Origin of the sequence: Veillonella sp. (assembly GCF_032470285.1) — a bacterium.
Taxonomy (GTDB): domain Bacteria; phylum Bacillota; class Negativicutes; order Veillonellales; family Veillonellaceae; genus Veillonella.
Window position 1 is genome coordinate 45,376 of the sequence record NZ_JAWEKP010000004.1, and the last position, 22,009, is coordinate 67,384.

A 22,009-nucleotide genomic window follows, 5' to 3' on the forward strand; every position below is an offset into this window, starting at 1 on the left:
ATGGGTATGACCATTACTGAAAAGAATATGGCTCGCCACGCGGGTCTTGATGTTGTAAAGCCAGGCCAAATCATCGAATGTCATTTGGACGCTGTTTTGATGAACGACATCACATTCCCACCGGCGCGTAAAGAGTTCTTAAAAATCGGCAAACCTGTATTTGACCGTCATAAAATCTACTTGGTGCCGGATCATTTCACACCAAATAAAGATATTCAATCCGCTACACAAGCGAAAGTAATGCGCGACTTCGTACGCGAACATGGCATTACAAACTACTTTGAAGTCGGTAGAATGGGTATTGAGCACGTTATTTTGCCAGAAAAAGGCCTTATCGGCCCCGGGGAAATGATGATCGGTGCTGACTCCCACACTTGTACATATGGTGCGGTAAATGCATTCTCCACAGGCGTAGGCTCCACTGATGCAGGCGTTGCTATGGCAGAAGGTAAAACTTGGTTCAAAGTACCTGAAACAATTAAGGTTGAGCTTATCGGCAAACCTAACAAATGGGTAACTGGTAAAGACGTAATCCTTGATTTGATCGGTCAAATCGGCGTAGACGGTGCTCGTTACATGGCCCTTGAATTCGCCGGCGAAGGCGTACAACACATGACTATGGCTGACCGCCTCACAATCTGTAACATGGCTATCGAAGCTGGTGGTAAATGTGGTGTATTCCCTTACGATGCAATTACTGAAGAATATATCAAAGGCCGCGTAAATCGCCCTGTTGAACCAATCGCTCCAGATGCTGATGCGGTATATGCTCAAACTATTACAATCGACTTGTCCAAATTGCAACCAGTGGTAGCGTTCCCTCATTTGCCATCCAACACACATTACATCAACGAAATCGACAAAGATATCAAGATTGACCAAGTTATCATCGGTTCCTGTACAAATGGCCGTTACGAAGACTTGGTGGCAGCTGCAGAAATCTTCAAAGGTCGCAAGGTGGCTCCATTCGTTCGTTGTATCGTAATTCCTGGTTCCCAAGATGTATACGATCAAGCTATGAAAGATGGTTTATTGGACATCTTCATCCAAGCTGACTGCGCAGTGTCCACGCCAACATGTGGTCCTTGCCTAGGTGGTTACATGGGCATCATGGCTGAAGGGGAGCGCACAGTTTCCACAACAAACCGTAACTTCCGTGGTCGTATGGGTCACGTTGATTCTGAGGTATACTTGGCAAGCCCATACGTGGCGGCAGCAAGTGCTGTATTAGGCCGCATTGCAGGCCCTGAGGAGGTTTAAAATGGATTTTGAAAGCAAAAAAATCTGGCGCTACGGAGACGATGTAGATACAGATGTAATCATTCCGGCTCGTTACTTGGCGATTGCTGATTGGAATGAATTGGCTGAACATGCGATGGAAGATATTGATACTACATTCGCTCCTAATGTGAAAGCTGGCGAAATCATGGTAGCAGGCAAAAACTTTGGTTGTGGTTCCTCTCGTGAACACGCCCCAGGCGTTATCAAAGCAAAAGGTGTACCTGTTATCATTGCCCACTCCTTTGCACGTATTTTCTTCCGTAATGCTATCAACATCGGTTTACCAGTTGTGGAAATTGGTGAACAAGTTGATCGTATCGATGCAGGTGATGCAATCGGTGTAGACTTGTCTAAAGGTATCGTGTACAACTTGACGAAAAACGAACAATACCAAGGGACTGAGTTGCCACAATTCATTCAAGACATTGCGGCAGCTGGCGGTCTTGTAAGTTTTGCTAAAAACCGTAAGTAGCAGAATGAAACGAAACACGTATCTCAAGCCTCCAAAGCGAGCTAAGTCGGTTTCGACACGTGTTTCGTTTCCAACCATTCTACTTTTGTGTAGCAAAACTTAAAATTCCTCTAGCTAACAATATCTTGAATGGATTTGTGGCAGAGGGGGAATGAGGAGCGAGCTAAGTCAGTCTTAAGGGATATGCCAGCTCTTGTCCCATTAAGTTCTATTGCGATTTCTTCGCAAAGGGCACTGAGGGAGAGCATGAGGTTTGCAATCTTTTACTATATATTGGAGAGGTAAGATGAGCGAAAAGAATATTGTATTGATTCCTGGTGATGGTATCGGTACTGAGATTATTGCAGCAGCGAAGGCTGTGTGTGATGTGGCTTTTGAGAAAGCCAGTGTAAAGGTTAATTGGATTGATAAGAAAGCGGGCGGTGCGTCTATTGATGCATACGGCGTGCCTTTGACTGAGGATACTATCGAGGCTTGTAAAAATGCTGATGCTGTATTGCTTGGTGCTGTTGGCGGTCCAAAATGGGATAATGTAGATCCGTCTATCCGTCCTGAAAAGGCAATCCTAGGCCTTCGCAAGGAGCTTGGTTTGTTCTGCAACTTGCGTCCTGTGAAAATTTATCCATCTTTACAAGAGTATTCTCCGCTTAAAAAGGAGCTCGTACAAGATGTAGATTTCGTCATCGTTCGTGAGTTGACTGGTGGTATTTACTTTGGTGAACGGGAAGAGGCACAAGGTGAAGGTGCTAACGAATTCGCTTGGGATAAAGAAACATACAGCCGTTATGAAGTAGAACGCATCATGGATATCGCTATGGAAACAGCTCGTAAACGTAACAAAAAGGTCGTATCCGTAGATAAAGCAAACGTATTGGCGTCTTCTCGTTTGTGGCGTAAAATCGCGCAAGAGAAAGCGGCTGCTAATCCAGACATCGCAACAGATTACTTCTATGTAGATAACACAGCGATGCAACTCGTTGTAAATCCTGCACAATTTGACGTTATCGTTACGACAAATTTGTTCGGCGATATCTTGTCCGACGAAGGCGCTGTTATCTCTGGTTCTATCGGGCTTTTACCATCTGCATCCATGGGTACTGGTACTGCATTGTACGAGCCAATTCACGGCTCTGCACCAGACATCATGGGTCAAAATTTGGCGAACCCATTGGGCACAATCTTGTCTGCAGCTATGATGTGCCGTCATTCCCTTGATTTACCTCAAGTGGCTGATGCTATTGAAAATGCTGTTGAACAAGTGCTTGTTGATGGGTATCGTACAGGAGACATCTACCGCGAAGGCTTAAAACGAGTTGGTACCACAGAAATGGCGCAAGCTGTAATCGAACGTTTATAAAAGCAATGAATTAAGATTCCTCAAATTTATTAACGTGAGTTACGTCATTTTCAAAATCGTATCATAAGTGTTAAAATACAGATATTATAATATATTTGTCTAATTAAATAAGAGAGGGTTGTAAGGCCCTCTCTTTTTTGTAGGACGCCTAGCGGTATGTGTAGTTGCTCTTCATATATCAGAGTGCTATATTGGTAGATGTGTGGGAAGATAGTCCTTAAGGAGGCCTTTATGAATTCTTCGATGTATCGAAATTTAACCATTACTGCTTTATTGATGGCATTAGCCATTATGATTCCTATTGTGATGCCTTTGAAAGTTGTGATTCCACCGGCATCGTATACATTGGCGAGTCATGTTCCTATATTCCTGGCTATGTTCTTATCTAGAAAGATGGCGGCTTGTGTTGTCATAGGTTCTACGCTCGGCTTCTTTGTAGCAGGCTTCCCACTTGTTATCGTTATGCGTGCTGCATCTCATATCATCTTTGCCTTGATGGGGGCTTACTATATTAAACATCATCCAGGCGTATTAACAGGGGCTCTATCCTTTGTTGCGTTTAACCTTACTTGTGCTATCGTTCACGCTATTGGTGAGGTACTAGCATGCCTATTGTTCTATACTACAACTACGATGCCAAACATTGATCTCATCTACGTTGTATTTGTTCTTGTAGGCGGCGGCACCATCGTTCATAGTTTGGTTGATGGATATATTGCATTATATATCTATAAAGCTATCCCTGGACTATCTAAATCGGGTAATAAATAATCATATAATTACATATACTCGTAACCACTCATGGGAAATCGATGTGTACTAATGTACGGCATATGATTACCTATGAGTGGTTTTTATAATAATTCTCAAATCTGTACCTACAGGTACAGACTTCATTATGTGATGTCCGTATAATAGAACCATAGTTAATGACCGATTTGTGTTGTATCTATTGATACAACATGGGGCCATATATTGGGTAATACCGGTGAAAGTTGCTCCTCTCATCTGTGGGCCTTTATAGACTCATTAAAAGATATGAGGTGAGTATATTTACTTTCACAGAACATGGAGGTTATTATGAGAAAGCACATTAAAAACAACGTATCATGGGTTGGTAAAATCGACTGGGAATTGCAAGAGTTTCACGGTTCTGATTACACCATTAATAATGGGTCTAGCCAAAATGCCTATTTGATTGAAGAGGAGAAGACGGTCCTCATCGATACTGTATGGAAACCTCATTCCTCTGAGTTCATTGATAATTTGGAATCTGAAATTGATTTGAATGCGATTGATTTCATCGTATGTAACCATGGCGAAGTGGATCACAGCGGTTCCTTGCCTGCATTGATGGAAAAAATCCCTAATACGCCTATTTATTGTACGGAAAATGCTGTTAAGTCCTTGGTTGGTCAATATCATCACCCTGAATGGAACTTTAAAACCGTTAAAACAGGGGACTCCGTAGATATTGGGAATGGAAAATCCCTGGTGTTCGTAGAAATGCGCATGCTCCACTGGCCTGATTCTATGGCGACGTACATGACTGGGGATAATATCTTGTTCTCCAACGATGCATTCGGTCAACATTTCGCTGTAGAGGAATTATGGGCAGATAAGGCTGATCAATGCCGTCTATGGGAAGAGGCAATGAAGTATTACGCTAATATTTTGAATCCGTTCTCTCCATTGGTAAAAGCTAAAGTTGAAGAAATTCAAAAGCTTAATTTGCCAATTGATATCATCGCTACAAGTCATGGTGCAATTTGGCGTGAAAATCCAATGCAAATCGTAGAAAAATACTATGAATGGTCGCAAGCATATCAAGAGAATCAAATCACAATAGTATACGACACTATGTGGGACGGCACCAAGAAGTTGGCACATAAGATTGCTGAAGAAATTGCGAAACAATCCCCTGATACACGTGTTAAGATTTTCAATATTAGTAAAACCAATAAAAATGACATCATGACAGAAGTCTTTAAGTCTAAAGCTATTGCTGTAGGGTCTCCAACAGTAGGTAATAGCGTATTATCTTCCGTAGCTGGTTGGCTCGATTTCTTGCGTGAGTTGAAATTTAAAAATAAAAAAGCCGCTGTATTTGGTACCTATGGTTGGTCTGGTGAATCTACAAAGGTACTCCGTGAAGAGTTGACTAAATATGGATTCTCTGTAGTAGAACCTGAAATCAAATGCAACTGGAACCCAGAAGAATCCGATTTTAATAAAGCAGAAGCACTTGTAAGCGCCTTATTAGCATAATTACATATAATAAAGAAAGATTCTTGTTATAAAACCCCTATTTTTGATATGTACCCCCTTTACTGGATAATCAGTAAAAGGGGTATTTTCATGAAGAATAGGGGCCTTCTTTTTTTAAACATATACATAAAATATTAGTCAATATAAATTGTATTTGTCATGTTTATTCTCATAACATTCTCGTTAGCGTTTTTTGGGGCACCGATTTGCATTGATAGATACTGGCGCTATAGAAATATAAAATTATAATAAAATGTTAAGTTGTTGATTAAATATACAAAACAGTTTAATTCACATATAATTCATGAATTAAGTGTGAATGTGAATTAATGAGGATATAAGGTATATTTTGCGTACTTATAAGGTGGTTATTTATTTATAAGTTATACAGTTTGTTATATGAGAAAAGTTTACAAAGTTGCGAAAAATTTAACTCATAAGGGGAAATAATGAGTAAAATTTATTTCCCTGTAAAGCTAGGAATAAAGCGGATTTTGATAGGTATAAAGACTTGGTAATTTGGTTTGTGTTAGAAAAAAGGGTTGTGTATATCGTAAAACTTTGATATGCTATGCGGGTAATCGACAATATAAATTTTTCTTAAACTGATTAGGGGTATTTCTTTATGCTAATTTAGAATATGCGCCTGTTCAGACCGAGGTGAGAGACGGAACATAGAGAGAATGAAAAATTGTATTGTAATTTGGATGATTTTTTAATTTAGTGAGGGTGTAAGATGAGAGAAATGAAACATTCCAAAAAATTAGCGTTTGCTGTATTAGCTGCTGTCACTGCTGTTGGTGCGAATGTTAATCCGGTAGACGCTGCTTCTGTTGTAATGGACAACACTAATGTTGTTACAGGTGCTAATAATGCAGTTGCGTATGGTAGCGGTAATACTGTAAAAGAATCTGATGCAAACTTCCGTGATCGTGATTATGAAAATGAGCCAGATGATGCTACAAAGAAAACTGGTGACTGGAAAAGTAATTCCGTCGCTATTGGTGTTAATAATACTGCAGCAGGTACCTCTGCATTAGCAATGGGTAATTCTTCCAAAGCGTTGATGAATGAATCTATTGCCATTGGTCATTCTGCTGAAGCACAACGTACATGGTCTACTGCTATTGGTACACGTGCAAAGGCTTCCGAAGTTCGCTCACAAGCTATTGGCTATGAAGCGTTAGCATCTGGCTATAAATCTAATGCGATTGGTTCTAGCGCACAAGCAACCAATAATCATTCTGTTGCTATGGGTTCCTCTGCCCTTGCATCTGGTGATCATGCTCAAGCATTTGGCGCAGGTGCACAGGCAACTAACGTGCGTTCTAATGCGTTTGGTTCTGATGCAAGTGCTACAGCTGACTACGCTATGGCGATTGGTGATCATGCAAATGCAACACACTTAAATTCTATTGCTTTAGGTACAGGTTCTACTACAAGCGAAGCTACAGCACAAAGTAGTGCAACAATCGCTGGCCATACCTTTGGTGGCTTTGCTGGCGTAGGTTCTGCAGCTAATGGTTCTGTGTCTGTAGGTAAAGCTGGTGCTGAGCGTCAAATTAAAAATGTTGCGGCTGGGGAAATCTCCGCTACTTCTACAGATGCTGTAAACGGTAGCCAATTATATTCCGTAGCTAATGATTTACAAACACAAATCAACAATTCCACACCTGGCCAAATTAATAACAATATTAAGAACTTGACTAATCGTGTTGGTACTGTTGAAAGACGTGTTAACAAAGTAGGCGCAGGTTCCGCTGCATTGGCTGCATTGCATCCATTGGACTTCAACCCTGATGACAAATGGACAATTGCTGCTGGTTATGGTCACTACCATAATGCTAACTCCGCTGCGTTGGGTGCGTTCTACCGTCCTAACGAAGATACAATGTTCTCCGTTGGTGGCACTGTAGGTACTGGCGAAACTCAATTGAACGCAGGTGTATCTATTCGCCTTGGTAAACGTTCCCCTGAATCCCGTTCTCGCGTAGCTATGGGTCGTGAAATTGCTGAATTGAATGCACGCCTTCAAGATATGGAAAACAAATATAACAACTTGTTACAAATCTTGACTCCACATGCAATTGATCCTAGCAAAACTGCTGAATTCCCAGACGTTCCTCGCAACCATTGGGCTTACCAATATATTAGCCAATTGGCTGGTAATGGTATCCTTGTTGGTTACCCTGATGGTACATTCAAAGGCGATGTTAAGATGACTCGTTACGAATTCGCTACCATGTTGTACCGTGCACTTCAAAATGGTGCTCCTATTGACGAAAACATGAAACGTGCATTGAATGAATTCGGTCCTGAATTACAAAATATTCGTCTTAACCACTTCCGTGTTGACCGTATTTCTGGTGATGATAACGATCGTCATAAAACTGAACGTGTTCGCGTTAACAACGAACCTAAAAACGAACGTGACGTATACGGTTCCCGTATATACAATAATCAATAGAATTAACTTTTCTAGCGTTTGTAAAAGTTCAAAACAGGATGTATCTTTGATACATCCTGTTTTTTTGTCTAAATTTTTTTGTGGTATTGTGCTTATTTTATAGGAATTCGTCAATTATGGTTAGACGGAATGAAATCATTGACTGAAATTTAAATTGTATTCTGCTTATTTTTATACAAATACTCTTTCGGTTGAGAATTTGGACCTTTTATTTATTTGATACTTAGTATGGTTGAGGGTTGGTCTATATATTACATTATTGCATATAAGATTTCCTTTATAGATATTATGATTTCATATAATATTTATGTAAATATATTGCAAATAAATACATATAGGTGTATAATTACTTTCACAAAGTGAATTAATATTCGTAGTTTGTGAATAAAAATATAGATATGAGGGAAAGACCATGAAAGAATTTAGACAATTAACAGTTGCAGACACAGCAGAATATCATAAGGTATTAATCGATGGTTACGCAGCTATAAAAGACTATCCCATTAGCTTCGACGCTATTGATTTTACGGAAGAGGAGTCTAAGGAGTGGATTGAAAATTATCCTGTATACGGCTTGTATATTGATGGGCAATTAGTTAGTTCTATTACGTTTTGTATGCCTTGGGTGAAATACTCAACGCCGGATAAATATCCGCATATTGCTCATTTTGTAACGGCACCAGCTTTCAAAGGTAAAGGATATGCACGGGAAGTCTTGGGCTATGCAGAGGAGCTTTTAAAAGAACAGTTTAAAACACATATTGTTACATTAGGAACGGCTAAGGAGCATCCGTGGTTGCCTAAAATGTATGAATCCTTTGGGTTTACGGCGTATGATAAGGTTCATTTTAGAGGAAAACAGCATACAACTATATTATTCAAGAAAGAATTAAATTAATTAAGAAAGCGTTATATTAATTACGTAAATTACCTTGTACTCTATTTGAGTGTTTTATGCTCTGATCGCAGATCAGGGACATTCACTAAATTTGGATACAAGGTATTTTTTTGTGTAAGATTATGACTATTCAGTATATAATATATACATATAACGTATCTTTATGGTTATATGTGTTATGGATGATTTGTAGAAAGGATGTGTCCATATGTTGATTTTGTCTGGTATTTTAGTGATGGTCATCGGTCTGATGCTGCGCTTTAATGCCTTGTTAGTTGTCGTAGCCGCAGGCTTTGTAACGGGCCTGGCAGGTGGTCTCAGTATTAACGATATCGTTGGTGCTATTGGAGAGGCCTTTGTTAAAAATCGTTATATGTCATTATTTATTTTGATTTTACCTGTTATCGGTCTTATGGAACGTCACGGCTTACGTGAACGGGCAGAAATTTTGATTGGCAAGATCAACGCTGCTACGGCAGGTCGTATCTTTATGATTTACTTATTTGTGCGTCAAGTAACTGTAGCCTTTGGCATTAACATGTCCGGTATGGTTGCTATGGTTCGTCCATTGATTGCTCCTATGAGTGAAGCTGCGGTAGCTCAAGGCCGTCCAGTATCTCAACGTACGCTTGATAAGGTGCGCGGTGTGGCTGCTTCTGCAGATAATATAGGTAACTTCTTCGGTCAAAACTTATTCCTTGCTGCTGGTGGGTTATTACTCATCAAAGGCGTTATGGAACAATTAGGTTATTCTGTAGAATTAACAGATATGGTATTGTACGGATTGCCAACTGCTGTTTGTGCCTATATCGTTAACTTTATTCGCTTTATTATCTTTGATAAAACAATTCAAGCCTCTGTAGCTCGTGACGAAGCGGATATGAAAGCTGGTAAATTAGTACCTAATGAGTTAAATATTCTTGTTACACCAGAAGAATTGAAGAAGGAGGCTGAATAATATGTTAGAAATATTCTATAAAATGCAGCCCTTAGATTATGTATATCTTCTCGTAGGGATTATTCTATTTATCTTTGCTATTCAATCATTTCTAGATAAAGAACATAAATATCGCATTGGTACAGGCTTATTTTGGCTCTTATATAGCGTATCCTTTATCTTTGGTTCTTATCTCTCCAAGGAAATTAATGGTTGGCTTGTCATTGCTATGGCGGCTATTGTATTAGTAAAACAACTCGGCAAAGGCCATTACTTTGAATCTCCTATTGAATTTAAAAAAGGCGAAGCGGTTCGCATTGGTAATGTTATCTTCGTACCAGCGTTACTTGTTGGTATTATTACATTCTTCATTGGTTTCTTTACTAAGTTAGGCGCTCTTGTTGGTCTAGGTATTGCCGCAATCATAGCTATGTGTGCTGCTCTTTTTATTACAAAGGGCGAACTTAACCAAGGTTTCCATGAAGGCCGTCGACTTATCGATGCTATCAGTTGGACTGCTATTTTGTCCCAGTTATTAGCGGCTCTTGGGTATCTATTTAATTTGGCTGGCGTTGGTAAACTTATCTCCAGTGCAGTCGCAAGTGTAGTACCAGCAGATAATGTATTCCTCGTTGTTGTGGCTTACTGCATCGGTATGGTTATCTTCACAATGATCATGGGTAACGCATTTGCCGCATTTGCGATGATTACAAGTGCCATCGGTATCCCAATGCTCGTTGTAGCTCATGGTGCGAACCCAGCAGCTGTCGGTGCTATAGCAATGCTTGCAGGCTATTGCGGTACTTTGATGACACCTATGGCTGCCAACTTTAACATCGTACCGGTAGCGCTCCTTGAAATGCGCGACCAATACGGCGTTATTAAAGCACAACTTCCAATTGCATTAATCATGCTCGTATTGAATATTCTATTAATGTATTACTTTATTTAACCCTTTTGTGAAAGTACGATATGCTTATGAAACTATATGATATATCTTGTAAGGTTATGTATCATGCTTGATTATTCTAATGAACCATAAGATATCGTTATGAGGTAGTGTGATGAAAACAATTTTAATTACCGGTTTTGATCCATTTGGCGGTGAACCTATTAATCCGGCTTGGGAAGCGGTCAAAACAATGGATGGTTATACCGATGGTGATTACAAGGTAGTGACACAAATGGTTCCTACCATTCGTTATAAATCTGTTGATACTGTAAAAGCAGCAGCTGAACAGTGCCAACCAGATTTTATCCTGTGTGTAGGTCAAGCAGGTGGTCGTCCTGATATTACAGTGGAACGCGTTGCTATTAACTGCGACGATTTTCGCATCCCAGATAATGGGGGCAACCAACCGGAAGATGAGCCTGTTGTAGCCGATGGCCCTAGTGCCTATTTTGCGACATTGCCCATAAAAAATATCGTCAATGCGTTACATCAAAACGGTATTCCTGCTAAGGTCTCCAATACAGCGGGAACCTTCGTATGCAACCACTTGATGTATGGTGTATGTCACTATGCCGCGCAAAAGGGCAATATTAAGGCGGGCTTTATGCACATCCCATACTTGCCATCCCAAGTGGTGGATAAACCAAATCAACCAAGCATGGCTGTTGAAACTGTACGTGCCACATTGGAAACCATCGTTCATGTATTAGCTCATGGTGAAAGTTACAAGGCACAAGATATTAACTATACAACACCTCACGAATAAAAATATTACCAATACTAGTGTTTGTTTAATACACATAATTTAAATAAAGCTCGAGTTATATCTAGAAACGATATAACTCGAGATTTTTGTTTGTAATAGATATTATAAATTTTAAATACCCACTATTGACATAGGTTTTTAAATAATATAATATAGGCTTATATTCATATTAAGTTAGTAGGAATAATTGAGGAATATCACAGAAGCTTTCACCATGAAAAGTGGAATAAAGCTAATGGGGATGACCTTTATAAGGAGTATAGAATGAGTGAACACGTAGATGTAAGTAAAATCAAGGATCCTACCATTGCGGCGGCTCGAAAAGAAGTTGAGTTTCAACGCGCTATGAATCCTTGTCCTATCGATTTTTCTGAGTTTCAATCTAGTAACCCTCGTTCTCAAGGGGAGCAGAAGGAGTATGAAGGTAAAGATGCATCGAATTTTAACCGTCGTCAAAAATATTCTGATAGCGAAGAACCTCAATTCACAACACCTTTTGGCAGTGAACCAGGGTTTCTACCTGTAGAGAAAGACCGTTATCGTCTTGTATGGTCTAAGCATTGTCCTTGGGCCCATCGCATTGCAATTGCCATCGATTTACTTGGCTTAGATAAAGTGATTTCAAAAGGCACGGTTGATCCATTGCGTCCTGCAGGTGTAATTGCAGACTGGTTCTTTACCCTTGATAAGGATGAAAAGGACCCTGTATTGGGTATTCACTCCTTAGGTGAAGCGTACCGCAAAGGCGACCCTAACTACGATGCACGCTCCACAGTACCAGCTATCGTAGATGTTACAACAGGTGCTGTTGTAAATAATGACTACCATGCGTTGACTACAGAATTAGCATTAGGTTTTAAAGATTTTGTGTCCCCTGATGCGCCAGATATTTATCCTGAGGAATTGCGTGCCGACATAGACGCATTGAATGTAATCATCTACGCTGACTTCAACTTGGCTGTAAACCTAGCAGCCCTCGTAACAAATCAAAAAGACTACGAGTACTACTACGACCGTATCTTTGCTCGCTTAGACTGGCTTGAAGAACGCCTTAGCAAGCAACGTTACTTGATGGGGGATACCATTACAGACTCAGATATTCGTATCTTCCCTACATTGGCTCGTTTTGACCTTGTATTCTACCAAAAATACTTGGTGAATAAGAAACGCCTCGTAGACTATCCCAATCTTTGGAACTATGCGAAGGACTTGTACTCCAATCCAGCCTTCGGTGGCACAACGGACTTCGACTCCATGCGCAAACGCTTCTACTATGTAGATCATACGCCATTTGAGGATCTACCACGCCTCGTTCCAAAAGGACCAGACGATTCCATTTGGTTAGAACCAAATGACCGGGCTGAAAAATTTGGTAAATAAAATAGACGGTAAATTCATATGTTGGATGAGCCGTATTTAGTACATCTTTTACTATGAAATCTGATACATTACTGACGAATCGATCAATATATTTAATTATAGATAACTGAAAGGAAGGCTCCATGGATTCCGTAACACAGACGATTGTGAACTACATAGAACAAACGGATGTGACGAACCGTGAGGACCTCCTGTCAGTGGCTCGCATTGCCTTCCTAGATTATCTAGCATCCTTAGCACCAGCAGAGAACAAACAAGCCGTTCGAGACTTGGCTCGGTTCATAGGAGCTAAGTCATCTATAGGATTGGATGTTGGCCGTCATATGAACTCCTCTGTTTTCAGTGGCAAGGTTATATCAGCGGGCAATACTGGCTTAGCAATAGAGAATGTATCTAAGGTTGATAAGGCCTTATATTATGGCTTTGCCTCCCATTATTTAGATTCTGATGACGCCCAGGCAAATCTAGCAGGTCATTTCAGTACTGTTTTATACTCTGCTTTACTGGCAGTGCTCGAGCCGACGGATACATGGCACGAATTCTTTCGGGCCTATATCATCGGTGCCGAGTTAGAAGGGATTATTGGTTCCCTTATCAATCCTGCCCATCGGACCCAAGGATGGCATTCTACGGGGACCGTTGGTGTTATTGGGGCGGCGGCCGCTATAGGCGCTTTGCGAGGCCTTCATGGTGAAAGCTTGGCTCAGCTCCTGTCTTTGGCTGCTACTCAATCGGCGGGCATGTTCTTTCAAAGTGGCACAGATGGTAAGCCGCTCCATGCGGGACTGGCGGCACGCAATGGCGTATGGGCTTACGAACTGTTACAACATACATCACTGCGAACAAGTACAAAACCATTTGACCCCGAACGGGGTTGGTTTAAAACTATCGGTAATATTACCGTTACATCAAATGACATCGCTAGCCGTTGGCTAGCACCAGGACAACTCATTGATCCTGGTTTGTGGATGAAAGTCCACCCTTATTGCTCGGCAGCCATTTGTGGCGCTGAAGCAGCAGAAATCGTGGCACATAGACTATATACATCTGATTCGTTCTTGTGGGATGAGATAAATCGAGTGACTGTTCATTTTCCACCTGGTGCTGATGCGGCATTGCGTTACACATTGCCAAAAACAGGTCGAGAAGGGCAGTTTTCTATTGAGTATGTCGTGTACCAAGTCCTCGCTTATGGGGAGGTACAGGACGAGTTGTTTAAGATAGATGCCATAGACCAATCAGTGCGAGACTGTATGTCGCGCATAGAGCGTGTCTATGACTTGCCGAAGGTATCTCAAACAGAGCGGATTACGAAAGTAACCGTTACCTTGAAAAATGGAGATACTTTCACAGAAACGGTGAATAATCCTAAAGGATCGCCGAAGAATCCTCTTACTATGGAGGATATACGCATTAAATTAGGCCTCACCTTGGAGGCTGACCAAATAGATAGAGTTATTGTGGCTTTTACCAATACAGATAAGGTAGAGTCATTCCTGCAAACATTGCGAAAAGAAGGAGTTTTACATGTTTAATACAAAGAAATTAACGAAATTATTCGCCATCGGCGCATTGGCACTAGGCGTGCTCGTTGTAGCTGGTTGTGGCGACGACACATCTAAGGAAGCGAAAGTAAATCCAGATGCTAAAGTGATTAACGTAGCTACACGCGGTACAGTTCGCCCGTATTCCTACACAGATGATAACGGCAACCTTACTGGTTTTGACGTAGAATTGTTGAAAGAAATTGAACGTCGTAATCCTGACCTTCATTTCAACTTCAAACCAATGGCCGTTGATGCTGCCTTTGTAGCGATGGATGCAGGCCAAGTGGACATGATTGCAAACCAAATGCGTCGCAACCCGACACGTGAAGCAAAATACTACTACACAAATGAGGTTAACAACTACTCTACACGTAAATTAGTAGTTAAAAACGATCGCAACGACATCTCTAAATTGGATGATTTGAAAGGCAAGAAAATCGCCGTTACTACATCCTCTGAGTTCAACGAGTTAGTAAAACAATTCAACGAAACAGCAAATCCTCAAATCGAAGTTATCTATACAGATAAAGCAGGTGCAGAAACATTAAACCTCGTTGCTACAGGCCGTGCTGATGCAGCAGGTGAGTATGAATACGTAATTAACTCTGCTATTAAAGACCGTGGCTTGCCACTCAAAGCTGTAGGTGATGTATTGGCCGTAGTACCAACTTATTTCTTGTCTAAACGTACAGATGACATGAAACAAGTAAACGAAAAAATCGATAAAACTATGAAAGAAATGCGTGCAGATGGTACGTTGAAAAAACTTTCTGAACAATATCTTGGTGGGGATTACACATTCGATCCAACACAAAAATAACGAATAGGCCGCCTTGGCGGCCTTATTCTATTATGTCTAGAAGCGAGGTGCTACTGTGGGCAAGTATTTTGATGTGTCCTACATGATTCAAGCATTTCCACAGCTCTTGAATTATGTACATGTAACGGTACTCATCACCGTTATTTCTGCCATCTTAGGTGTTATTTTGGGCTCTATCATAGCCATCATTCGCCTCAAGAAGGTACCAGTATTAAACCAATTATTTATTGTATTTATCTCCTTTATGCGCGGTACGCCGTTCTTGGTACAGCTCTTCCTCATTTACTTTGGGGTACCAGAAATCATGTCCCACATGGGGCTTAACATGAAAAATGTGCCAGGCCTCGTATTTGTGTATGCCGTGTTTACCTTACATATTGCAGCTTACAGCGCTGAAATCATGCGCTCCAGTATCGATGCGGTCTCTCCTGGTGAGAAAGAAGCCGCTAAAAGTCTTGGTATGACCGAGTTCCAAAGTTATGTGCGCATCATCTTGCCGCAGGCTTTCACCATGAGTATTCCACCGTTGACGAACCTCGTTATCGGCATGTTGAAAGGAACGGCGCTCATCTTTAACGTCGGCGTTGTGGATATGATGCGTAAGGCGGATCTTATGGGCGGCAATAGTCAGCGCTATCTTGAGTTATTCGTCGATGCGGCCATCATTTATGGCATTCTAATTATCATCGTGTCCCTCTTGGGCCGATTGCTTGAAAAACGTTTTACCGTTGCGGGCAAGGAAACGCAACGCATTTTGATCAGTGAGGAGTAGGGGCGTATGGGACATATAATCGATTCAACCTATATTTATGGCACCTTCTTTGCTGTCATTCCTTATGTGAAAGTCACCCTTATGATTACCTTCCTCAGCGTTGGTTTGGGTACAATCCTAGGGTTATTAAGTTGCGTGCTACAACAAAATAAAGTGCCTGTGCTCAGTCAGCTCAGCTACCTATATGTATTATTGTGCCGTAGTATTCCGAACATGGTTCTCTTATACCTCGTGTACTATGGTTTACCAATTCTATTCCTCGCGCTAGAGGATCAAACAGGGGTGCATGTGCCCTTTGAAAAGGTGCCAGCTACCTTTGTAGCCGTTGTAGGTTTAACCTTGCACACAGGAGCCTATTTGAGTGAAATCTTCCGGGCTGCCTTACAATCGGTACCGAAAGGGCAAATGGAAGCGGCTCAGGCCATCGGTATGACTTGGTTCCAAGCGTTCCGCCGCATCGTGTTGCCACAAGCTACAGTCTTTGCGTTGCCACTATTTACGAATCAGTTTCTTAACACCATGAAGAGTACCAGCATTGTATTCGTTATCACCGTTATTGAATTGTTCGGCGCTGCAAAGTTATATACAGAGGAAAATTCACAATATTTTGAGGCCTACATCGTGGTGGCCGGTCTATTCTGGGTGATGGGGATTGTCTTTGAATTTATCTTCCATCGTTTAGAAATCTATGCAAGCAAGTATAAACGAGGTAATGCATTATGATAGATATTAAACAAGTTCACAAATCCTTCGGGAACCGTGAAATTTTAAAGGGCATCGACTTACATGTACCAACGGGTTCTGTAACGGTTATCCTTGGCCCATCCGGCAGCGGTAAGACAACGTTCTTAAGAACGCTCAACTTCCTTGAAAAAGCCGATGCAGGGACGATGCAGTTAAATGATATTTCTGTAGACTTACATAAAGCATCTAACAAGGAAATCTTAAATGTACGCCGTAACACATCCATGGTGTTCCAGTCTTATAACTTGTTCTCTAATAAGACTGTTATTGAAAACATTATGGAAGGTCTTGTAACAGTTAAAAAGATGAAAAAATCTCAAGCTCGAGAAATCGCGCAACGCTTCCTCAAGGAAGTTGACATGGAAGACTATGATGATTACTATCCAGTACAACTCTCCGGTGGTCAACAACAACGTATCGGTATCGCTCGTGCCCTTGCGATGGACCCAGAGGTTATCCTCTTTGATGAACCTACATCTGCTCTCGATCCAGAGCTCGTAGGGGAGGTATTAGCCGTTATCCGAAAAATCGCAAAAGAATTAGAGGTAACGATGATTATTGTAACTCATGAAATTGGCTTTGCCAAAGAAGTGGCGGACCAAGTCGTATTCATGGAAGGCGGCGTTATCGTAGAACAAGGGAATCCTAAGGTTGTTCTTGAACATCCAAAAGAAGAACGAACACGCAAATTTTTGAGCCGTTACCTTACACTAGATAGCGAATTGCCTCTTGATAGCGCAGCGTTATAAGGCTCTGCTAGCTCTGTTTTAAAATACTAGTATTATATTAAAAATGTGATACTGTATTTGATATAGCTAATTCTAGTGTGCAATCTAATGACGCAGTTAGTTTATGATTAGAGCATTTTGAACGAGGTAAAGAGATGAAAGAATTTAGACAGTTAACCGTAGATGATGCGGCTGAATATCATGAGGTGTTGATTGCAGGCTATGCGGAGAATAAGAACTACCCTATATCCTTCGATGCTATTAACTTTAGCCCAGAAGAATCTCGGGCGTGGATCTTAAAATATCCTGTATTTGGTCTCTACGTAGATGGTTCCTTAGTATGCTCTATTTCATTCCGCATGCCTTGGATACCAAAGGCTACGCCAGATGTATATCCGCACATTGCACACTTTGTGACGGCCCCTGAACATAAGGGACAGGGCTATGCTCGTGAAGTCCTCGCTGAAGCAGAAGACCTATTGCGCAACGTATATAAAACACCAGCCGTAACCCTTGGTACAGCCGCAGAACATCCATGGCTTGCCAAAATGTATGAAGGCTTTGGCTTTAAAGAATATAAACGAACACAACTACCTGGAAAGGTACATACGACCATATTCTTTAAGAAAATATTGTAATGGGAACTCTAATTTTGGAGTCCTACCATACAAATAGCGACTAGTTAAGATAACCAACTAGTCGCTATTTTTTATATGTTATTGTTATGCTAGACTTTACATGCATTAGTGTTGCTTTTAAAAATTATCGATACTATTTCATTAATACATGTAATGTTATAATAAATAAAAATGTTACTGTTTGTGGGGTGTGAATAAGATGTATGAAATCGTAAATGAACCAAATTTAACAATAGCCTTTGATATGGATGTAGAGCTATCTGAATTTGGTGTATTTGGCGTATATATTAAACGAGGTTATAATATCTGTTCTGGCTATATTGATCCTAGTGATTGGTCCGGGATTCGCAAAGGCTATCAAGAATTAGTCGATTTGTATGAGAAGTGTAAAGGCAAAGCAACCTTTACCCATGTATTAACTGGAGAAGGGGATACCTTAACATTCTCGTTAGATCAAAAGGGTGCATTGGCGATAGATGTTACTATCTGTACTACTTATAATTACAAATGTAATATGACAATTGAAAGTTTAGATCAAACATATTTGCCAAAGTTTATTGAGTTTTTCAAAGAATTTTTGGAACGAGAGCCAAAATAAAAAGAGTCGCATCAAAGGATGCGACTCTTTTTTGTACCCAGTTTCTATTTACAATTATTTTGTAACAACTTTAAGATCTACAGGGATTTTAGCTTCTACAGCTTCGCCTTTGATAACTTTTTGAGCTGTATCAATAGCGATTTTACCCATTTGGTCCGGTTGTTGCGCAATTGTTGCAGCCAATGTGCCGTCTTTAACAGCTTTGTCTGCATCAGCAGTACCGTCAAAGCCTACGATGAAGATTGTTTTGCCTGCGGATTTAGCTGCTTGGATAGCGCCTAATGCCATTTCGTCGTTATGAGCGAAGATAGCTTGTACATCAGGGTTAGCTTGCAAAATGTTTGTTGCTACGTTTAAACCTTTTGTACGGTCAAAGTCAGCACTTTGTTTTGCTACTACTGTTAAGTCTTTGTCAGCTACGTTGTGGAAACCTTGGCCGCGTTCACGTGTGGCGGAAGCACCAGGGATACCTTCGATTTCTGCAACTTTTGCAGCTTTGCCTACTTTTTCAGCGATAAGTTGAGCGGCCATTTCGCCGCCTTTTACGTTATCGGAAGCGATGTGAGCTACTACTTTGCCTTTATCAGCAGAGCGGTCAACAGTGATTACAGGAATGTTTTTAGCATTTGCTGCTTCTACGGAAGTAGAGATAGCTGCAGAGTCTACAGGGTTGATGATCAATACAGAAACGCCGCTTTCAAGTAAGTCGGAAATATCGTTTGCTTGTTTTGCAGGGTCATTTTGAGCATCAACGATTTTAACTTTAAGACCAAGCGCTTTAGCTTGAGCCTCAACGCCTTCCTTCATAGTTACGAAGAATGGGTTGTTCAATGTGGAAACAGAGAAGCCGATTGTGCCGGATTTTTTGTCGCCGCCGTTATCAGCGCTTTTACCACAGCCTGCTACAAGACCGATAACCATGATAGCCATCGCCAACAGTAACAATAGTTTTTTCATAGGAACCTCCTAGGCTTTCTTGCGGTCTGCAAGAACCGCCAATAAAATGACAATACCTTTTACAACTTGTTGATAGAAACTGGAAACGTCGAGAATATTTAACCCGTTGTTGAGGGTACCGATAATGAGGGCACCAATTAATGTGCCAACAATATGACCACGACCACCAGCAAGGCTTGTGCCGCCAAGAACCACCGCTGCAATAGCGTCAAGTTCATAGCCTGCACCTGCTGTCGGTTGTGCAGAGTTAAGACGAGAGGTGATGATTGCACCCGCGATACCACAGAGCATACCGGTTAAGGCATACACGAAGATTTTAACGCGGTCAATCTTGATACCAGCAATGTAACTTACCTTTTCACTACCACCTACGGCGTATGTTTTACGGCCTAAGGATGTGCGGCTCAATACGAACCAAAGGGCGATGAAAGCTAGGAACATTGTGATCGCTGGAACTGGAAGGCCTGCAATATCCCCTTGGCCAAAGCCGTGGAATAGAGGATCTTGAGTAAGACCGGAGATTGGGTTACCGTCTGTGAATACTAGCGTCGCACCACGGTAGATTGTCATGGTCGCCAAGGTAGCGATAAATGGAGCTACGCGGCCATAGGTAATAACGAGACCGTTAATACCGCCCAATACAAGGCCGGCACCTGCGGCTAATACGATAGCTAATACAGGGTCAGTACCAGTTACGATGAGGTTTGCCATCACTGCACTAGAGAGGGCAAGGATGGAACCAACCGATAAGTCGATACCGCCAGTTAAGATGACGAAGGTCATACCGAAGGCGATAATTGCATTGATGGATACTTGGCGCAACAAGTTACGCAAGTTAGAGAATTCAAGGAAACTGTCGTTCATGACAGAGATAATTACAAATAATAGGATGAGGCCGATGAGGGGGCCTAATTTTTTTACATATTGTAGAGCTTTGCTGTCCATTATTGTCCTCCTGTGGCTAATGTCATAATCGATTCTGGTGTTGCATCGCTACGGTCCAAGATACCTGCTACGCGACCTTCATGAATGACCATAACGCGGTCGCTCATGCCGAGCACTTCCGGTAACTCAGAGGACACCATGATAATGGACACACCATCGTTCGTTAATTCGTTCATTAAATCGTAAATATCACGCTTGGCGCCGATGTCGATACCGCGCGTAGGTTCGTCCATGATGATAATAGATGGCTTTTTACCGACCCATTTCGCGATAACCACCTTTTGTTGGTTACCACCGGATAGGGATGATGCGGGTTCGTGAATAGATTGTGTTTTAACGCCTAGTTTTTTAGACAATTCGTCAGCAAAGGAATTGAGTTTGCCCTTATCAAGTACATGAGAGGGGCAAATTTCGCCAAGATTAGGCAATGTAATGTTAGAACCGATGGAGAAATCAAGAATCAAGCCTTCGCTCTTTCTATTTTCTGTGATGAAAGCAATGCCAGCCTTGATGGCATCTTCTGGTTTTTTACAGTTTAGGACGGAGCCGTTTACTGTTACGGTGCCGCCGTTGTGTTTATCTACACCGAAAATGGCGCGCATAATTTCTGTACGGCCAGCACCCATGAGACCTGCTACGCCGAGGATTTCGCCTTTGCGCAAGGAGAAGGAGATGTCGTTGTCGAAACCTTCTGGTTTGAGGTTATCCACGTTCATAACCACATCGCCCGGTGTTGTAGTGCGAGCAGGGTAGAACTCGTCGATGGAACGGCCTACCATGTGGCGTACCACTTCGTCTACAGAAATCTCAGATGTTGGTTTAGTGATAATTGTGTGACCATCACGCATAACCGTAATTGTGTCACATTCGCTAAATACCTCTTCCATACGATGAGAGATATATACGATAGCAACGCCGCGTGCTTTCATTTTGCGCATCATGTTGAACAATGTCGCCGTTTCACGCTCTGTGAGGGCTGCTGTCGGTTCGTCCATGATGACAACCTTTGCATCTAACATCAAGATACGAAGAATTTCCGTCATTTGTTGGTGACCAACGGAGCAAAGGCCTGCTTCTGTTGTGAGTGGCAATTCGATGCCTAGTTCGCGGCATGTGTTTTCAGCCTCAGTGAGCATCGCCTTTTTGTCGAGCATACCAAATTTGTTGCGCTTTGGTCTCATTAAATATAGATTTTCTAACAATGTTAGATTTGGCCAAATGTTAAGCTCTTGGTGGATGAAGGCCACACCGTTTAGCTCGGCCTCTCTCGGGTTCGGGAAGGTTCGCTCTACGCCGTCGATGGTAATCGTACCAGCATCCGCCTTGTGAATACCGGTGAGGATATTCATGAGCGTAGATTTGCCGGCGCCGTTTTCGCCCATCAAGGCGTGAACTTCGCCCTCCTTGAGGGTAATACTTACATCGCGCAGTACTTGGTTTGTACCAAATGCCTTCGCAATGCCTGACATAACAATTTCCATA

At 41.6% G+C, this 22,009-nt stretch carries 21 protein-coding genes; 18 read left to right on the plus strand and 3 right to left on the minus strand.

The genetic code is table 11. The features are described 5' to 3' along the window. The 18 genes from leuC to E7B10_RS05900 all read left to right on the plus strand — a co-directional run bounded on the left by leuC (position 1) and on the right by E7B10_RS05900 (position 18,625). Positions 1 to 1,260: a 3-isopropylmalate dehydratase large subunit gene (gene leuC, locus E7B10_RS05815; protein WP_278604357.1), complete on the plus strand. Its 1,260-nt coding sequence runs from the start codon at positions 1 to 3 to the stop codon at positions 1,258 to 1,260. Position 1,261: 1 nt separating this feature from the next. Continuing rightward, entirely contained in the window at positions 1,262 to 1,753 is a 492-nt protein-coding gene (locus E7B10_RS05820; RefSeq protein ID WP_008603290.1) for a 3-isopropylmalate dehydratase small subunit, read from the plus strand. Positions 1,754 to 2,039: 286 nt separating this feature from the next. Then, positions 2,040 to 3,110, plus strand: a complete 1,071-nt coding sequence (leuB, locus tag E7B10_RS05825) for a 3-isopropylmalate dehydrogenase (RefSeq protein WP_287510547.1) — start codon at positions 2,040 to 2,042, stop codon at positions 3,108 to 3,110. A gap of 231 nt (positions 3,111 to 3,341) precedes the next feature. Beyond that, entirely contained in the window at positions 3,342 to 3,881 is a 540-nt protein-coding gene (locus E7B10_RS05830) for a hypothetical protein (protein WP_287510545.1), read from the plus strand. 309 nt (positions 3,882 to 4,190) lie between these two features. Next, positions 4,191 to 5,378 (plus strand): flavodoxin domain-containing protein, encoded by a 1,188-nt coding sequence (locus E7B10_RS05835; protein WP_287510544.1) that lies wholly within the window; start codon positions 4,191 to 4,193, stop codon positions 5,376 to 5,378. A 736-nt stretch (positions 5,379 to 6,114) separates the two neighbouring features. Further along, positions 6,115 to 7,845 carry an S-layer homology domain-containing protein gene (locus E7B10_RS05840; RefSeq protein WP_021147569.1) on the plus strand — a complete coding sequence of 577 codons (1,731 nt, stop codon included), beginning with the start codon at positions 6,115 to 6,117 and terminating at the stop codon, positions 7,843 to 7,845. A gap of 412 nt (positions 7,846 to 8,257) precedes the next feature. After that, positions 8,258 to 8,743: a GNAT family N-acetyltransferase gene (locus E7B10_RS05845; RefSeq protein WP_004694271.1), complete on the plus strand. Its 486-nt coding sequence runs from the start codon at positions 8,258 to 8,260 to the stop codon at positions 8,741 to 8,743. A gap of 208 nt (positions 8,744 to 8,951) precedes the next feature. After that, positions 8,952 to 9,701 carry a DUF969 domain-containing protein gene (locus E7B10_RS05850; protein ID WP_004694268.1) on the plus strand — a complete coding sequence of 250 codons (750 nt, stop codon included), beginning with the start codon at positions 8,952 to 8,954 and terminating at the stop codon, positions 9,699 to 9,701. Between the two features lies 1 nt (position 9,702). Further along, the gene (locus tag E7B10_RS05855) at positions 9,703 to 10,632 is read left to right on the plus strand and encodes a DUF979 domain-containing protein (protein WP_004697680.1); all 930 of its coding nucleotides are present in this window, start codon (positions 9,703 to 9,705) and stop codon (positions 10,630 to 10,632) included. A 112-nt stretch (positions 10,633 to 10,744) separates the two neighbouring features. After that, a complete protein-coding gene (gene pcp / locus E7B10_RS05860) occupies positions 10,745 to 11,398 on the plus strand; it encodes a pyroglutamyl-peptidase I (protein ID WP_004694263.1) in 654 nt (217 codons plus the stop codon). A gap of 264 nt (positions 11,399 to 11,662) precedes the next feature. Next, positions 11,663 to 12,778 (plus strand): glutathione S-transferase C-terminal domain-containing protein, encoded by a 1,116-nt coding sequence (locus E7B10_RS05865; RefSeq protein ID WP_118091124.1) that lies wholly within the window; start codon positions 11,663 to 11,665, stop codon positions 12,776 to 12,778. A gap of 122 nt (positions 12,779 to 12,900) precedes the next feature. Continuing rightward, the gene (locus E7B10_RS05870) at positions 12,901 to 14,313 is read left to right on the plus strand and encodes an MmgE/PrpD family protein (protein ID WP_118091123.1); all 1,413 of its coding nucleotides are present in this window, start codon (positions 12,901 to 12,903) and stop codon (positions 14,311 to 14,313) included. Beyond that, on the plus strand, positions 14,306 to 15,145 hold the full coding sequence (locus E7B10_RS05875) for a transporter substrate-binding domain-containing protein (protein WP_004694256.1): 840 nt from the start codon (positions 14,306 to 14,308) through the stop codon (positions 15,143 to 15,145). Before E7B10_RS05870 ends, E7B10_RS05875 begins: the two co-directional genes overlap by 8 nt. Positions 15,146 to 15,200: 55 nt before the next feature. Next, complete coding sequence (locus tag E7B10_RS05880; protein WP_004694255.1) at positions 15,201 to 15,917, plus strand: amino acid ABC transporter permease; 717 nt, start codon at positions 15,201 to 15,203, stop codon at positions 15,915 to 15,917. Positions 15,918 to 15,923: 6 nt separating this feature from the next. Beyond that, positions 15,924 to 16,640, plus strand: a complete 717-nt coding sequence (locus E7B10_RS05885) for an amino acid ABC transporter permease (protein ID WP_004694252.1) — start codon at positions 15,924 to 15,926, stop codon at positions 16,638 to 16,640. Beyond that, positions 16,637 to 17,410, plus strand: coding sequence for an amino acid ABC transporter ATP-binding protein (locus tag E7B10_RS05890; protein ID WP_118091122.1), 774 nt, complete (start codon positions 16,637 to 16,639; stop codon positions 17,408 to 17,410). The genes E7B10_RS05885 and E7B10_RS05890 overlap by 4 nt, the downstream gene beginning before the upstream one ends. Before the next feature lie 134 nt (positions 17,411 to 17,544). Then, positions 17,545 to 18,027: a GNAT family N-acetyltransferase gene (locus tag E7B10_RS05895; RefSeq protein ID WP_118091121.1), complete on the plus strand. Its 483-nt coding sequence runs from the start codon at positions 17,545 to 17,547 to the stop codon at positions 18,025 to 18,027. Positions 18,028 to 18,226: 199 nt separating this feature from the next. Further along, complete coding sequence (locus E7B10_RS05900; RefSeq protein ID WP_004694245.1) at positions 18,227 to 18,625, plus strand: hypothetical protein; 399 nt, start codon at positions 18,227 to 18,229, stop codon at positions 18,623 to 18,625. Between the two features lie 54 nt (positions 18,626 to 18,679). On the opposite strand, the gene rbsB is transcribed toward E7B10_RS05900, so the two are convergent. Genes rbsB through E7B10_RS05915 form a run of 3 tightly spaced genes read right to left on the minus strand, consistent with a single transcriptional unit; the run spans position 18,680 to position 22,008 of the window. Next, positions 18,680 to 19,582: a ribose ABC transporter substrate-binding protein RbsB gene (gene rbsB / locus E7B10_RS05905; protein WP_004694244.1), complete on the minus strand. Its 903-nt coding sequence runs from the start codon at positions 19,580 to 19,582 to the stop codon at positions 18,680 to 18,682. Between the two features lie 9 nt (positions 19,583 to 19,591). After that, entirely contained in the window at positions 19,592 to 20,527 is a 936-nt protein-coding gene (locus tag E7B10_RS05910) for an ABC transporter permease (protein WP_008715159.1), read from the minus strand. Continuing rightward, entirely contained in the window at positions 20,527 to 22,008 is a 1,482-nt protein-coding gene (locus E7B10_RS05915) for a sugar ABC transporter ATP-binding protein (protein WP_118091120.1), read from the minus strand. Before E7B10_RS05915 ends, E7B10_RS05910 begins: the two co-directional genes overlap by 1 nt. Position 22,009 lies beyond the last annotated feature (1 nt).